The organism is Cryobacterium sp. TMB3-10, assembly GCF_004402305.1.
Taxonomy (GTDB): domain Bacteria; phylum Actinomycetota; class Actinomycetes; order Actinomycetales; family Microbacteriaceae; genus Cryobacterium; species Cryobacterium zongtaii.
Genome location: NZ_SOGH01000022.1, coordinates 50,471 through 65,675 on the forward strand (window position 1 = coordinate 50,471; position 15,205 = coordinate 65,675).

Consider the following 15,205-nt stretch of genomic DNA (forward strand, 5'->3'; position numbering starts at 1 on the left):
CAAATATTTCCTCCTCCCACGTCGAAACGCACCGAAGAACTCCCTGAGTTCCCATTCAGTGCGGAATTCCGGGTCACAACCACATCCAACTCCGCAAACCCAGGAAAACTGAACTGTGTTGTTCGGGGATAGTCATTACTCATGGAGAAAGCATGGCATCTTCAAACCATGCTCATAGGGCGGACCGCCTAACGGCCGCTCCGCCATGCCCCCGCGTGAGCAACGCCTGCACAGACCTACAGGTCGCCCTATCCGCCCGACAGACAATAGCCGTGCACAATCGTGACGAACGTCAGTCAGCGTTGCGGCTCATCGTCGCTCTCGCCGTCCTCGTCGTGTCGGGGTGGCTCATAATCGTCAGTGGTGCCTTGGGGTACTTCCTTGACGCCGGCTAGCCTCATCCACGAAGGCTCAGAGGAGTGACTGAAACGCCCGATAGGGGATGGGGCACCGGCCACGTTGACAGTGACGGGCGTGGCAGTATCAGGGCATGAGTGACGTGCCCCTTGCCCTTCCCGTTCTCTCCGGTGAGCGTGTCCGACTTCGCGAATGGCGCAAGTCCGACGTCGCTATCGTTCAAGAGGCGTCCCATGATCCCCTCATCCCGGTACTGACTACCGTCCCGGATACGGCAGGTGAACCCGAAGCGTTGGCTTTCATCGAGCGTCAGCACGACCGGCTTCGCGCGCGGGCCGGCTATGTCTTCGCAATCGCGGACCAAGACGACCGCGCGGTTGGGCACATCGGCCTCTTTTTCCGTGCTGGCGCGGGCGCACGTGCCAGCGTAGGTTATTGGATCGGGCCCTCCCAGCGTCGCCTGGGATACGCTGCGGATGCCCTCGCCACCCTGACGGCATGGGCGATTCAACTCGATGAATTCGATCGGGTGGAGCTGTACGTCGAGCCATGGAATGAAGGTTCCTGGCGAGCAGCGGAGCGTGCCGGATACGCACGTGAGGGTCTTCTGCGTGCATGGGAACGAGTAAATGGCCACCCTCGGGACATGTACATATACGCAAGGCTCACTGACCACGCCCGCAGTGCCGCTGATCTGTCGTCTCGATAGCCGATCAACTGGCGGACACTCCCGCAGCCCTCGCCCCGTTACGGACGTTCGCCTGGCGCTGCGCCACGGCGTCCGCCGCACGCACTTTGCGCGATTTGAACTCGCACTCGGACTCCCACGGGCGCTACCTTCTGACCACCGCCGACTTCTCAGTGACGTCTACAAGATCACTCGCGTTCCGTACCTGCTTGTCGCCTGCTCAGATCATCCCGGTCGTGTCGGTTCGCGTCTGTCGGCCTCCTCGTAGTGCTGGCGGCAGGTGGCGTGATTCCAGCACGTTTGAAGGCAGCAAGATATGGTGCGGTTGAGTCCCGGGCTCGGGAACGTAGAGCGTCCACGGTGCGCTGCAGTTCCACTTTCTTGTCGGTAGCTGGCTCGCTGACAGGCTGAATGATCGTGGTAAACATCAATCGCAGCCCTGTGAGATCCTGTTTCTCCATCGCGTCACGGGAGGCCCGATCATTGACCGCGCCCGTCACGTTGCGCCAGTCCATTTCGTAGCCGGCTTCCCGCGCCACCTGGGTCCACATAATGCGTTGGGTGCGCCCGTTGCCCTCGCGGAACGGGTGGAGGTAGTTCACTTGGTCATAGTGGTGGGCGAGTTTGTCGACGAATTTCTCTCGATCCAAGCCGCGCAAATAGTTATCGTCGGCGAGTTCTTGGAATGCGAACATGGCCCCCGTCTGCAGGCGGGATACCGGCATGAAGAATTCCGCGGTTGCGTCGCTGCCCTTCCGTATGTCGACCGTGCGCAGCTGGCCGGCCCAGTCGTAGACGTCCTGGAACAAGCGCTGATGAATCAACTGCAGGTGCCGCAGATCCGCCGTTACTTTCACCGGGCGCTCTACAAGCTCAACCGTGCGCGCAAGTCCGTAATCGGCCTCTGCCGCGTTGAGTACCGATTGAGAGGTAGCGCCGATGCGGTTTCGCAGCAGCCCTGTCGCGGGGTCTATATAAGGATCGGCGAAATCAGCCAACGTTGTGGCGAGTGCCGATACGAGCGATCAGCTCGTCAACATCGATCGACCCGCGCGCGTAATCGTCGGCATCTGCTCGAGTAGCTGCGGTGACCGTCAGCCCCTCCATGGCGGCACTGTGCACGGCATCCTCAACTGCGCGCTCACGTAGAGCATGTGCAACTGTTCTGCCGGTAGTCGACGTGCTCACGAGTACCTCCCTGGTAGCGCGTCAAGTCTACCAAATATGGCCGAGACCCGCTGATTTACTGGTAACCATCACCCTGATCGTCGTCTCGTACCTGTCACAGATCGTCGCCGCGATGACCGACGCCGGACTGACGGGACCTGCGGCGGATAGCGACTCGCCCATCGAAAGGAAGCCGACACCGGACGAATCGGATTCTCGCGCTCAATAGGGGACGTTGACGCACGCCAGCGTCGTAGGTGTGTGTGATGCTCGGCACAACTTGCATCGCCTCCATGGAAGGACTTGGCATGACAGCTCCGAACCTCTTTTTGATCTACGTCTCTGACGTGGAACGCGCAACGGTGTTCTACTCCGAACTTTTTAACATCGAGCCAGTGACGGTGACACCCCGATATGTCCCGTTTCAGGTAGCACCGGGCGTGTTGTTTGCGCTGTGGAGCGGTCGTGGCGAGACCGTGACGAGGCAGACACCGCGCAGTTCGGAATTGGGGCTGATGGTCTCGGTCGACGTTGACGACGTATTTGCGGAATGGAGCGCGAAGGGGGTGACAGTCATCGAGGAGCCCCACGACGACGTCTTCGGGCGGACTTTCGTGGTCACAGACCCGGACGGGAATCTGATACGCGTTTCCCCCGTTGACTGACCGGCTTAAAGGTCCGTTTGGGGATGCCGGTCGGTGGATTGCTGGCGCGTTGATACACGCGCGTAGCCGATCAGTTACGTCACGATGCTCCTGGGTGTCTCATAACTAACAGTTAGTGTCGCAATTTAAGCAGGAGGTTACGCGACGTAGTTATGAGACTCGCCGAGCCCCATAATTCCGCCAGTGTTGATGGGGCCTAAATGACGCTCGTGAGACGTCTCATATCCCTAGGGTTACGAGACAGTAAGACGACGAGCTCGTGCGCATGGCGCCCCGTCATCGGGCTTAATGTCGGGACAGTCAAACGAGTACCGTCACAATTTGGGAGTGTCGGAAGCGCCAGCCTCCGCGCGAGTACCCGTTGGAGGTCCGGCCCACGTGACTTTGAAGTCGTCTCAATGCGATCCTAGAAAATGATCCCCACGTGTGCGGCGATCCATCTGGCGCAGAGCCTGTCAGTGGCTCCGCCTACAGTGATGACATGAAGCTTCTCCTACTTTCCCGATTTCTCGGCGCTGTTCCAGATTTCCTCAGCACATTGAAATCAGACTCTCTCTCGGACATCCGTATCGCTTATATCAATGACGCAGCCAAGCCGCTCGGTGATGCTCCATTTGTTGAGCGGGAACGTCTTCAGCTTCAAAGTTTGGGATACACGCTCGTCCCGCTGACGATCGGAGACGGTACCGCTGCTGATTTTTCTGCCGCACTTGATACCGTCGATGCGGTCTATGTAGCCGGTGGTATGGCTGATTGTCTGATGGCCATTCTGCGCAGCACAGGCACTGACGAAGTCCTGATCGAGCGGGTCCGCGCAGGGCTGCCTTACATCGGAGCCAGCGCCGGCGCTATAATTACAGGGAAAAGCATTGATACAGCGATTGCACTCGACGGCCACACGGACGGAACGTCCTTGGATGATCTCAGCGGTCTCGGACTCGTGGATGCGGTGATTCTGCCTCATGCTGATGGTCAGCTGCCGCCGTACCCGCCGGAGGTAATCGCTGAGGTGGCTCGTCGGCTGGACGGAATGCTCGGACTGACGATGCTGCCGGATGACGCCGCCCTGCTTGTAGAAAACAAGGATGTGCGTATGGTTGCCTCTCCCGCCACTGCGTAGTCCTTTGTCCTATACAGCACCGTTTTCCTGCTGCTCACAGGGATGCTGGAGGGACAATGACCTTAATCAGCCCTGCCACAGTGAGCGTTCCCGTTGTAGGGCGAGAGTGCCCGGCAACGGGAACGGTAAAGAGCGGTTGTTCAGCGTCCGGTTCCGAGCTGTCGCTGGACAGTCCGATACACAGTCAAGCGAGCGACGTTGAACAGCTCGGCAATCTCTGCTGTCGAGTGAGTACCGGCGTTGTGCACCTCCACGAGAAGTTTCTGTTGAGTGTTCGACAGCTTCGGTTGTTTCCCACGGAGTCGCCCTTACGCTTTCGCGACTTGCATGCCTTCGCGCGTTCGGGCACGAATCAGATCGGATTCGAACTCGGCAACCATGGCGAGCACGTTAAACAGGAGTCGTCCGACAGGATCATTGGGGTCGTGGACGGATTTGCTGTGCAGTCTTCCGCTCACACCGCAAGCCTCCCACAGCGACGCACACGCCGGCACCGAGCCGAGCCGGACAGCCGCGGAGCCCTGTGGATCAAAACCACGCCCCGCCCAGCTGACGAGGAAAAAAGTGGATGGCCGTTGCATTGGCCGCGGCTGGGCGTCTCGAAACCCAAGCGTCTCGTATCCCATGGGACACGAGACGCAGGAAGTCGCCTGTTGACGTGACTAGAGCCACGTGACTTGTCGCGCATCTGGACCTGTCTCGCATCCGTAGGGTTACGAGACATTTCACGCCTCGTTTATTGCGCCTCGCGCATCGTCGTCTTAGGTACTCGGTTGCGCGAGTTTCCGTACTCGACTGCAGCCGCTCATCCCGTTCCTCCCGCCCTCTTCCACTCATGGCTAATTAGCAACTGCAACGCTCACTCCGTCCTTGTCACGGAAGGCAGATGTTCGACGGCGGAACGATAGCATGAGCCATCTATTCGATCGGGGGAGCACGATGCAAGACGGCTTCATGACTGACCCCACGCTGTTGGGTTCTCTAGACGGTCAGCAGTATCTCGTACTCCGACCCGCTAGCCACGTCGCCACGTTCTACGCGGCAGAGCAAGCGACGATGCGCAAATCACTTCCGAGTTCGATCACTCACCCGAATACGGGACACGTCACGCTGCGGGGGTTCTATGAGCCAAGCAGGGTGCACGAACTCAAGAGCACCCTGGAGGCATGGGCGAAGCGACAGGAACCGATTGAGGTGCGCGTCGATCGAGTCGACGGCTTCCCTACTCCGTTTCAGGTGCTCATCGCCCGGCTGCAACGGTCTGATTCCCTCATCGATGCCTACTCGAGCCTCACAACCAGGCTGGACGACGCCGACTTCTGCCGCATTGGCGAGCTCCCGCTCGAAGAATGGGTGTTCCACCTCTCACTCATCTACTGCAACAGCCTCAGCGAGGCCGATTGGAGGAAGACACACACCGAGAACCAGCGAAAGGTGGAGGATCACCCACACGAGATACTGACCCAAGCGGAGTTCGTCTGGTACGAGAATGGCGTCGAGCGCGCGGAGGTTCTGCCGTTCGGCGGCCCCGCCCCGCAAACATTCTGAGGAGGGGCCGCCGCACCCTCATCCTTCGAGCAAGGGTCATCGGGCCCTCGTCAAAAACAACGTCTCACGTTGGCTACTTCCCGTCTCAAGTTCCAAGCCGTGCCCGCCCGTCCAACGCGGCCGGGAAGTCTCAGCCGACGCAATCGACAGTTCCGCCTCTTGGGCCACACCTTCAAAGCACCACTGCTACCCGTACGACAAGCCGTTCTCGCTCTGGCTCACGGGGAGGACTGAGCGGCGAGCTTGATGTCCGTCTCCCCGTGAGGAGACCCGGGCACGGCCAGATCTAACCCCACCGCGCACCGTCAGGTGTGTGAGGCGTCTCGCAATCAAGCTGCCTCGTATCCCACGGGATACGAGACACACCAGATCGCTCCTGTGCACGCCATGAGCAGCAGGTGACTTGTCTCGTATCCAGACCAGTCTCGCATCCGTAGGGTTTCGAGACGGATTTTGATGGTTGCGACCGTACGCCTCGACGCTCACAGCTTTTGGCTGTCTCGCGATCGGTCAGCTCACGTCCTACCGTCTAAGCGCCGGTCGCGGCGCGCCATCATCCAGACGCCGTAGAACCCGGCAAAGACCAGGAGTGCGAACAGGGAGCTCATTCCCACAGATGCCCAAAAAGGGTAGAGCGCGCTTGCGAATGGGTTGTCCTCGGTCTCGCAGAAGATCTGTGTGGGGAAGGTTGACCGGTTGATGTGTGTGAGGTGACCGGCTGTGAGCCCAATGCACTGCGAGTAGACATCTTCAGAACTCGGAAATGTCAAGATGTACGGCCAGAGGGCAACTGCGACAAAACCCCCTCCGGTAAGCGCTGCGCCCACCCGTACAGCGTCGGGTCCATCGAGGACACGCCTGCGCCTCTTGATTTCGTGGTCAGTCACTCGTGCATCCTAGTCGCGGCCTTCACGATCGGAGCGTGGGTGAGACGTCGCATATCCCTAGGGATACGAGACACTGCACGGTGTGAATGGCGCCGGCTTGCATGTGCCACCCGGTGTATAGGATCAAGGCCACAATGAATCTTTCGTCCGTATCCCGCAAGCGTTTAGCCCAGAGGAGCGTAGATGCCCGAACACCCGGGAAACGACCAAGACGCAGCCAAGCTTTCATCCTTGGAGAAGGCCCAACGCATAGTTCAATCGTTAACAGGCGCTCTCTCCATAGTGCTCCTGTATACGATGACGTTTCCGATTCCTATGGCCGTCAACTGTGTCGTCCTCGTAGGTCTGGTCTGGGCGAGCCTTGTCCTAGATCGTCGCATTAGGGTACGTGGAGGCAAGGGCGGCAATTACGTCTGATCGGTGTGGTTGGTCTCGCAATCAAGGTGCCTCATATCCCATCGGTTGCGAGACGTAGGTGCGGCCGCATATGCCGCCGACGACGGAACAAGGGAGTGCCCAGCCGTGCGTGGCGAGAACCCAGATCGTGAGCAACTAGGCGTTCGTCTATCAGGCGGGCGCGTCCTTTCATCTCGGGCGACCGTTCAGAGACACTGTGACGAGCTGTCCCCGAGACCGAGGATACGAAAATGGTCCTACGTGTGTTTCGACACGGCGGCCCTGCTCGTTCAGGTCTCGCTGCACCGAGAATGATGCCTCGCTTACCTAGTGGTTCGAGGAGTCCTTCGTTTGGTATTCGATCTCGCGCAGGATCGCCCCTTCGTACTCTCCCGAGCGAACATGAAAGTGACTTCGGGGATGAAAGGGGCGAGCACCCAGCCAACGAACTCCTGCGTGACTGTCCGCCTCAAGAATTGCCGTCTCGGCGGAGCCAATCTCTTGGACGTCTCAATTTCCCACCCAACACCCTTTCACACGACGGTGGAAGGTGACATCGTCAGAGCTACGGACCAAATGTGTCCGCAGCTTGAGTTCCCGCAAACCGCACAAAAGGCGACTGGGACCCGACCGGGTTGAAGGTCGTCGGTGGACCACCTGTCACCCCGCAGTGCCTTAAGGAACGCCACACGATGCTCGACTGAAAGGTCCATCTGAAGGGGCGCGCACATCATGTCGAGCGTGTCAGGTGGCGCTGCGCCGTCATCTAAGTTCAGCGACACCAGGAGCCGATCAAGTAGCACACCGTTTATGGCGATTTGACTCGCCGGCACGGTGGTTGCCCTCCTCCGCGACAAGGCCTCCACTGTTGTGTGGACAAAGCTCAAGGAGTCCTCGCCAGTCATACCGTACACACTATGCCCCCTCCGAATGAGCCCGGGGACGGCCACCACACACCACACACCCCAGAGCGCAGGTTCCGGATCCTCAACCGGAGTAGCAGCCTGACAGACGGACGTCATGGAAGGGTCGGGTGTCTCCTAACCCAACTGCCTCACAAGCCATGGGATACGAGACGTCGGGAGATCGCCTTTTCAGGCGACGCGCGGCGGGGGACGTGTCTCGTATCCGGACATGCCTCGCATCCTTAGGGTTTCAAGACAGCAGGCGTCGAGGAGTGTCCGAGAGTTGCGACGGTTCGCGGACGGTCCGTTGATGGATTCAAACCATGCAACTGACTTCATTGCCGCCGAATCAGCGAAAGGAGCTGTGCATGCAGGGCTTGCAGACTAGCGGGTCGGCTGACGAACGCCCAGTAGCTCTTGACAAAGAGGCTGTTCGCGCAAAGGATCAGCGGCAGAATACCCGTTCATTTTTTCACTCCGAGTATGTTTTCGAAACTACCTCCTAGTAAGGGATTTTGATGAATAAGAAAGCAGCACTTTTGTTTGTGCCAGCGTTGGCTTTGGGCGTGGCCGTATTGACGAGTGGCCCCGCCGTTGCGGCCACAGGCGACGCGTCCTACCAGGGAACGCTCGATTCGATTAACGGAAGTAATGGCAGCGGTACGATTTCCATCCAGGTTTCCGGTGACCAAGCAACGGTTACCGAGACCGTCAGCGGACTGGCCGAGACCTTCGACGGTAAGCCGTATCCGCACGTGCAGCACATCCACATCGGAGCGCAGGGGGTATGCCCTACCACGGCAGCTGACACCGACGGAGATGGTGTGATCAGCACGACCGAAGGTCAACCGTCCTACGGAGAGATTGGTACGACGTTGTCCACCAGCGGTGACACGAGTCCGGCGGCCGGAACTGATCTGACGGTTGCCGGGATGGGTGCAAGCTTCACTTACAACCGCACCTTCACGTTGGATGCTGCCACCGCGGCTTCACTAGAGGCAGGCACGGCAGTCGTGGTGGTCCACGGTCTCGACCCGGCCACGTTGTCTCAAGCAGCACAGGACGCGCCAAGCGATTTGGTTCCGAGTCTGCCCCTGGCGGCTACGTCACCGGCTTTGTGCGGCGCCCTGAGTGCGTCGCAATCGAATATGCCTAATGGTGGCGTGGAAACCGGCGGTGGCAGCACTTCAAGCGGTGCTGACATTGGCCTTCTCGCCCTCGGTGCCGGGTTCCTGACCGCGGCAGGTGGCGCGCTTGTGGTTCGTCGACGTCTCGCCGCACGCGGCTGAGATCGGTTCGATCCCCGGTGACTATTCCGGCTGAAAAGCGTCGTCGCGGTAGCCGTCTGGCTACCGCGGCGGCGGTTCTGTGCGTCGCCGTCGGCTGCACGGCGACCGGTTTCGCCCTATGGGGCAACCCCCCTCCTCCACGACCACCAGCCTCGGCTGCCGTGGCGCCCCCCGCTCAGAAGCCCGTCTCCGTTACGCCCTCACCGGAGCCCATCCCCGTGCCACCGGCTCCGCAGGTTGACCCGGTTGTTGGCCCGATCATGACCGCCTCCGAGCCCACCCAGATCAACATCCCCGCAATTGACGTGGACTCTGTCCTGATGCAATTGGGACTGAATCCGGACGGCACGGTGCAGACGCCGTCGTTGGACGAAGCTTCTCCTGCCGGCTGGTACACCGGTTCGCCCACCCCCGGCACGATCGGACCCTCGATCATCTTGGGTCACGTCGACTCCAGAGTGCAGGGGCGCGCGGTGTTCTACCGACTCGGCGATATGCGTCCCGGCGATGAGATTTTGGTTACACGAGCCGATGCAACAGTGGCTGTATTCGTGGTCGATGGAGTGGAAGAATATCCGAAGGATAGCTTTCCGCAGTTCGCCGTTTACGGCAACACCGACCACGCGGGACTACGGCTGATCACCTGCGGTGGCGAGTTCAACGAAACCACTCGTACGTACCCAGACAACGTAGTTGTCTACGCCAGCTTGGTGTCCGACCATGCGGCGTAGCAGAACGAAGACGCGTATCGATAGAAGCGACTGGCTGCTGCTTGCGATCGTGGTGGCCTCCACAGCTTTGCTAGCTGGCTGCGCCGCTACCTCCTCCGGTGCCGAGAACGCAATGGCACCCGGAATGTCAATGCCAGGCACCTCGGCCTCCCCGATTCCGCAGTCGAGCTCGGCAGGCAGCGCGGCGGCAGTGCCGTCCGCAGCATCACAGATGATTTGTGGCACCGAAACACGCGACAACATCACACGTGCGCTGGCCCTCGCCGAACCGCCACACTCCGTCGACAGCTGGATCAATCGTCAATACACCTGCATTTACCATCTGACTGATGGAGAATTCGTGATCTCGGTGCAGGAATCCTCGGACGCAGCGTCTGCCCGTAGCTACTTCGACACGATGCAAGGAAACCTTGCCTCAGTCCAACCCATTGAAGGACTCGCGAATCTCGGATTCCCCGCGTACGAAACCGCAGACGGCGTGGTCGTCTTCCTCAAAGACAACATGACATTACAAGTTGACGCCAGAAAGCTGACGGATATGATCGGGCCGCATGGCATAACCCGCACCGCATTCTCCTATGAAATAGCTACTACCATCCTCGCCTGCTGGACCGAACACTAATCCGGCCGCGTTGCATCAGCCCCGCGCGATGTGGCCGCGGCCAATGGCACCACTACGGTGTCCAGCGCACGCAGCGGGTTCGCCCCGTTCGACTTTCATCCTCGTCGTCCATAGGGATGTGACTCTTAACCCTTGTGCCTCATATCCCATGGGTTGCGCGACGCCGAATACACCTCGTTTAGGGGATGGCGACGTCGATACTCGAGTTACGCAGTCGAGTCGTTAGTCGATATGAAGGCTACGGGCCTCACGCATCGGCAAGTTCAGCATCCGTCTAATGGTGACAGCCAATTGGGGCACATCCACGGCGCTCGTGGTGTCCACCTGCAGTGTCGGAAAATCTGAAATCGGATGCGCCACCCTCACCATGCGTTCCCATTCATCAAGCCGAGCCATGTCGGTGTGAACTCTGTGCCGGGTGCGTTCTATATATCGAGATCGTGCAAGCTCCCGAGGCACCTCGCACCACAGTTCGATTCCCTGCTCAACCTGAGACGCTCGCAAGCCACGCTTGAAAAACTCTTCATCCCTACCGGTCGCCCAGAATGATTCGACAAGTGTTGGGCCATCGATCATCCCGACCATTGACCACATTGCATCCGCAGCTAGGGCCCCAATTCGTTGTGTAGGCATGTCTACTGTGACGAGGTCTGCAAGTGCCTCTTTTATTGCGTCCCTGGAAATGACCGAGAAACCTAGTTCCGGGCCCAGGGCCTTCGCAAGTGTCGATTTGCCGGCCCCCGGAATACCGTTCACAAACACCGCGACTTGGCCCATACGACCAGACTATCGACGCTAATCGCTGTCCAAGCCGTCACGCGATGTCTCATAATCCCGCTGCACCGTATCCCATGCGTTACGAGACGGCGGCTCTCATCACTAATCGAACGAAGCAATCCAAGAACGCATCGTGAGAGCTCTCGGCGTGTTTGCTTGATCCCAGATTCCGAGGCCATCATCCGGATGAAATAATCCGATTATGGATTCCACACTGGCGGACGTGCCGGCTCGGCTCAGGCCAACACTTCGAACGCTGCTGACAAGTAGTGCCGATGACGAACGCATCCGATCAGTCTGGCTAGAAGGCTCGCTTGCACGGGGAATAGCAGATGACTGGAGCGATCTAGATCTCCACCTGGCAGTGCTGGACCCGGAGAGCTTCGCCGCCACTGGCTGGCTGGAGTCCCAAATGCACCTGGTGCTCTCGGACGCTATCCCGGGTGTGACGGGAGCCTTCATCTGCCTCACTTCCGACTGGATTCATATCGACCTGAATGTTCACTCCTCGCAAAGTGAATTCCCGCTCGGTGCAACGCGCCGCGTTCTCCTTGACCGCGACAACCAGGTCCAGAGCGCGGAACTCGCACCGAGCAGCCCCGGTCAGCCGTTCTTTCCCGCACAGGACGTCCAGATCTTCCTGTATTTCCTCGGCCAGTCTGTCGCGTCGGTTTGGCGGGGCGATCTCATCGCCCAATCGCAGGCCACCTCGATGCTCCGCGACCGCCTCCTAATCAACTTGCTGCTCGCCGAGAACGGGATTAGAAGCGACATGATCAGTAAGCGAATTGGCGGCCATCTGAGCGTCGAACAAATGCACTGCCTGACGTCCATTCCGGCCTTTGGGCTCAGCGAGCTCAGCCTCAGAAATGCGCAACAGTGCATTGCAAGCGCATATCTAGGCAGGGCCCGCAAGCTGTCCGAGACGTGCGAAGCACCATGGCCGACAGAGCTTGAACAAGCCACCAAAGAGCTTTTGAATCGCGAACTACAAATGACTTGGTGACCCCAGGTCCCCGCCTCTGACGAAACTCAAACAGTGTTCGGACGCGATTGGGTATCTTCTCGCGGGCAACCCGGCGCCTCGGCGCCCAGCTCGGTTACGTCCCAGTAAGTGGTGTGGTTTCCGGCTCTTGTGCGTTGCTTCGTCAACGTAAAGAGCCACCGTGGGATGGTCAGTGCGTACCGATCAAAGAACTCACAAAGGACACCACACGATGGCTCTAGACCAGTCTGCCCTGCTCGACCTGCTGGGAGAACTCAAACTCACCGACGTCACCGACCGAATCCGCGTCGCAACCGAAACCCTCTACCAAGAACTCATCGATGCCGAAGCGAGCGCGTTCATCGGCGCCGCCCCGTTCGAGCGCTCCAGCGACCGCACCACCCACCGCAACGGGACGCGGTCTCGCACCCTCAGCACCACCGCCGCTGAAGATCCCGAAGCTGCGCGCCGGCTCGTTCTTCCCGGCCCTGCTGGAGCGGTGCCGGCGGGTGGACCAGGCGTTGTTCGCGGTCGTGATGGAGGCCTACGTCCACGGTGTCTCGACCCGGAAAGTCGACGACCTGGTCAAGGCGCTCGGCGCTGACACCGGGATCTCCAAGTCGGAGGTATCCCGGATCTGCGCGGGACTGGACGCCGAGGTGGCCGAGTTTCGTGACCGCACCCTCGCCGCCCAGGACTTCCCCTACGTGTTCCTTGACGCGACCTACTGCAAGGCCCGGGTCGGGCACCGGATCGTGTCCCAGGCGATCGTCGTCGCGGTCGGCGTGGCCGCCGACGGCCGCCGGGAAGTGCTTGGCTTCGACGTTGGTAACAGCGAGAATGAGGGCTTCTGGACCAGCTTCTTGCGGTCGTTGAAGACCCGCGGCCTCGACGGGGTCAAGCTCGTCATGTCTGACGCTCACACCGGGCTGAAGAAGGCCATCGGGACCGTGTTCCAGGGCGCCGGCTGGCAACGCTGCCGGGTGCACTTCATGCGCAACGTTTTGGCCGTGGTGCCGAAGGGATCGCAGGAGATGGTCGCCTCGATCATCCGCACCATCTTCGCCCAACCCGACCGGGAGCACATCGAGAAGCAGTTCCGCGAGGTCACCACGATGCTCGGCCGCTCGCACCCGAAGGTCGCGACGATGCTCGTCGACGCGCAACCCGACCTGCTCGCCTTCGCCGCGTTCCCCAGGCGGCACTGGCGCCAGATCTGGTCCACCAACCCGTTGGAACGCGTGAACAAAGAGATCAAACGACGCACCGACATCGTCGGCGTGTTCCCCAACGCCGCGGCCCTGCTGCGCCTGGCCGGGTCGGTCTTGATCGAGCAGCACGACGAGTGGGAAGCCGGCGAAAGACGCTACTTCTCCGAAGCATCCATGCTCGAGCTGGCCGTCATGAACAACCCCATCGAGATCATCGACGGGGCGGTGATCCTCCCAGAACTCGCCGCCGCCTAAGCTGGAACAACTGACCCGCACGGTGTTGAGAAACTCCACCACTCAGCGGGACGTGACCCTGGATACGAGACGGCGCAACAGAACTAGTGACTCGCATGATCCGATTTGTGCACCATGTGGCGACGTGCAGACGAATGTGAAGATTCGTGCAGACGAGTACGAGAAACCACATCACTCCCCCGCAATTTCGTGGCGCCCGAGCGTCTCGGAAAGTCGTCTCACCGATGTTTGTGTCTCACGACTCTGGATAGGGCTTTTCGAGGCAGAATGAGCGTATGAGATTGCTTGGCTACACCCGCATCAGCACTTCGAGCCAGGACGCTCAACTCCAGCACGATGCGCTGGTCGCCGACGGGGTGCAAAAGCGCGACGTGTTCGCCGACATTACGTCCGGGAGTAAGACCGTGATCAAGCGGCCGGGGATGAGGAAGCTGCTCGAGCATGCCGAGCCAGGCGACACTGTCGTGGTGTGGCGGGTAGACCGCCTGGGACGCTCTTTGATTGATGTTCTGAACACAGTCACTCTGCTGCGGGAGCTCGGCGTGAATGTGCGCTCCATCTCGGACGGCATCGACCCGGCCACCACCACCGGCCGGCTCATGCTGAACATGCTGGCCACCCTCGCCGAATACGAACGCGAACTCATCGTGGAACGCGTCACCGCGGGCATCGCGGCAGCCCGCCAATCGGGCACCCGCTTCGGCCGGCCGCTCTCAGACCCGGTCGTGATCGCCGATAAACTCGCGATTGCAACCGACGCCCGGGCGAAAGGGCGCACCGCTGAAGACGCAGCTCGCCTCGTGGGTTGGAGCCGAGCAACTCTTTACCGCCATCAGCAGGCCCTCACTACCAGCGAAATCGCCGCAAGTTAGCGAAATTGTGCACGAGGGCGATCGCCCCAGGGCCAAGCGCCCCCGCCAAGCCGGTCGTAACTGCCGAACCCGCGGAAGCAACAGTTGAACCCACTGACAAAGCGCCACTTACGTGTAGTGATTCGGTAACAACCGACGCCGCAGTCGTCGCCCTCACGGGCATCGTTCCGTCTCGTCGCCTCTTAGGGCTGGCTCCGCATATTGAATGTGGTCGAATCCGTTTCGTTTGAGAACACGCGCGATTGTGGACACCGCTGGCAGCGGCCACGAACGTGACGAGTCGGCGTACTCCATTTCGGTTCTGATCGCCCGAGCACCTAACCAAGGATTCTCCTCACGGATGCGGACTATCTCCATTTCGATCTCCTCCGGAATGCGCGCTGGCGTGCTGTGCGGTCGAGTCGAACGACGTTTCAAGCCCTTCATTCCTTCAGTCTCGAAGCGTCGGTGATAGACGTAATAGGTCTGTCGGGATATCCCGAATCGCGTGCAAATCGAAGACAGAGTCCCCTCGTGCCGCTCAACTGCGCCGAAGACGGACAGCCAAAATTCTGAATCATCGAGCATGAAAACGTTCCCCCCAAGGACACGTCAGCGATGTCCCAAGCACGCTTGTCAGCGTTCAGCGGAGCACGATTGTCGGCAATCTGTTCGGCCAAACCAAGGTTTTTGAGGCAACCGCAAGAGTCGGTTTCGTTGGCAAATATCCACATACGTTGTGGCTTGTTCA

The 15,205-nt window shown here is 59.9% G+C and carries 15 protein-coding genes and 2 pseudogenes; 11 read left to right on the top strand and 6 right to left on the bottom strand.

The window, feature by feature from the left end; translation table 11 throughout:
* Positions 1-272: 272 nt before the first annotated feature.
* Positions 273-395 (top strand): hypothetical protein, encoded by a 123-nt coding sequence (locus tag E3T22_RS19490; RefSeq protein ID WP_255416816.1) that lies wholly within the window; start codon positions 273-275, stop codon positions 393-395.
* Between the two features lie 95 nt (positions 396-490).
* Entirely contained in the window at positions 491-1,066 is a 576-nt protein-coding gene (locus E3T22_RS12450) for a GNAT family N-acetyltransferase (protein WP_088458184.1), read from the top strand.
* A gap of 167 nt (positions 1,067-1,233) precedes the next feature.
* Here the strand turns inward: E3T22_RS12450 and E3T22_RS12455 are convergent, their stop codons facing one another.
* Positions 1,234-2,043 (bottom strand): Fic family protein, encoded by an 810-nt coding sequence (locus E3T22_RS12455; protein ID WP_088458185.1) that lies wholly within the window; start codon positions 2,041-2,043, stop codon positions 1,234-1,236.
* Positions 2,036-2,233: an antitoxin VbhA family protein gene (locus tag E3T22_RS19495; protein ID WP_134480608.1), complete on the bottom strand. Its 198-nt coding sequence runs from the start codon at positions 2,231-2,233 to the stop codon at positions 2,036-2,038. Before E3T22_RS19495 ends, E3T22_RS12455 begins: the two co-directional genes overlap by 8 nt.
* A 287-nt stretch (positions 2,234-2,520) precedes the next feature.
* Between E3T22_RS19495 and E3T22_RS12465 the strand changes: the two genes are divergently transcribed.
* Both E3T22_RS12465 and E3T22_RS12470 read left to right on the top strand, forming a co-directional pair.
* Positions 2,521-2,877 carry a VOC family protein gene (locus E3T22_RS12465; RefSeq protein ID WP_088458186.1) on the top strand — a complete coding sequence of 119 codons (357 nt, stop codon included), beginning with the start codon at positions 2,521-2,523 and terminating at the stop codon, positions 2,875-2,877.
* A gap of 481 nt (positions 2,878-3,358) precedes the next feature.
* Complete coding sequence (locus E3T22_RS12470) at positions 3,359-3,997, top strand: Type 1 glutamine amidotransferase-like domain-containing protein (protein ID WP_088458300.1); 639 nt, start codon at positions 3,359-3,361, stop codon at positions 3,995-3,997.
* 140 nt (positions 3,998-4,137) lie between these two features.
* On the opposite strand, the pseudogene E3T22_RS19410 reads toward E3T22_RS12470, so the two are convergent.
* Positions 4,138-4,431 (bottom strand): annotated as a pseudogene (locus tag E3T22_RS19410) (recombinase family protein); the annotation flags it as partial.
* Positions 4,432-4,951: 520 nt separating this feature from the next.
* Here E3T22_RS19410 and E3T22_RS12480 point away from each other — a divergent pair.
* Positions 4,952-5,545, top strand: a complete 594-nt coding sequence (locus E3T22_RS12480) for a 2'-5' RNA ligase family protein (protein ID WP_240632528.1) — start codon at positions 4,952-4,954, stop codon at positions 5,543-5,545.
* Positions 5,546-6,060: 515 nt separating this feature from the next.
* On the opposite strand, the gene E3T22_RS12485 is transcribed toward E3T22_RS12480, so the two are convergent.
* The gene (locus E3T22_RS12485) at positions 6,061-6,432 is read right to left on the bottom strand and encodes a hypothetical protein (RefSeq protein WP_088458187.1); all 372 of its coding nucleotides are present in this window, start codon (positions 6,430-6,432) and stop codon (positions 6,061-6,063) included.
* 1,819 nt (positions 6,433-8,251) lie between these two features.
* Here E3T22_RS12485 and E3T22_RS12490 point away from each other — a divergent pair.
* The 3 genes from E3T22_RS12490 (at position 8,252) to E3T22_RS12500 (ending at position 10,375) form a co-directional block, all read left to right on the top strand.
* Positions 8,252-9,022, top strand: a complete 771-nt coding sequence (locus E3T22_RS12490; RefSeq protein WP_088458189.1) for a hypothetical protein — start codon at positions 8,252-8,254, stop codon at positions 9,020-9,022.
* Positions 9,023-9,282: 260 nt separating this feature from the next.
* Entirely contained in the window at positions 9,283-9,753 is a 471-nt protein-coding gene (locus E3T22_RS12495; RefSeq protein WP_198415057.1) for a class F sortase, read from the top strand.
* The gene (locus E3T22_RS12500; protein WP_088458191.1) at positions 9,743-10,375 is read left to right on the top strand and encodes a hypothetical protein; all 633 of its coding nucleotides are present in this window, start codon (positions 9,743-9,745) and stop codon (positions 10,373-10,375) included. Before E3T22_RS12495 ends, E3T22_RS12500 begins: the two co-directional genes overlap by 11 nt.
* A 222-nt stretch (positions 10,376-10,597) precedes the next feature.
* Here E3T22_RS12500 and E3T22_RS12505 read toward each other — a convergent pair whose 3' ends face one another.
* Positions 10,598-11,152: an AAA family ATPase gene (locus E3T22_RS12505; protein WP_088458192.1), complete on the bottom strand. Its 555-nt coding sequence runs from the start codon at positions 11,150-11,152 to the stop codon at positions 10,598-10,600.
* A gap of 202 nt (positions 11,153-11,354) precedes the next feature.
* On the opposite strand from E3T22_RS12505, the gene E3T22_RS12510 reads away from it, so the two are divergent.
* The 3 genes and pseudogenes from E3T22_RS12510 to E3T22_RS12520 all read left to right on the top strand — a co-directional run bounded on the left by E3T22_RS12510 (position 11,355) and on the right by E3T22_RS12520 (position 14,475).
* On the top strand, positions 11,355-12,158 hold the full coding sequence (locus tag E3T22_RS12510; RefSeq protein ID WP_088458193.1) for an aminoglycoside 6-adenylyltransferase: 804 nt from the start codon (positions 11,355-11,357) through the stop codon (positions 12,156-12,158).
* Positions 12,159-12,369: 211 nt separating this feature from the next.
* A pseudogene (locus E3T22_RS12515) lies at positions 12,370-13,603 on the top strand (IS256 family transposase).
* Between the two features lie 275 nt (positions 13,604-13,878).
* Complete coding sequence (locus E3T22_RS12520; RefSeq protein WP_088458194.1) at positions 13,879-14,475, top strand: recombinase family protein; 597 nt, start codon at positions 13,879-13,881, stop codon at positions 14,473-14,475.
* Positions 14,476-14,628: 153 nt separating this feature from the next.
* On the opposite strand, the gene E3T22_RS19685 is transcribed toward E3T22_RS12520, so the two are convergent.
* Complete coding sequence (locus tag E3T22_RS19685) at positions 14,629-15,042, bottom strand: leucine zipper domain-containing protein (RefSeq protein ID WP_088458195.1); 414 nt, start codon at positions 15,040-15,042, stop codon at positions 14,629-14,631.
* Between the last annotated feature and the right edge of the window lie 163 nt (positions 15,043-15,205).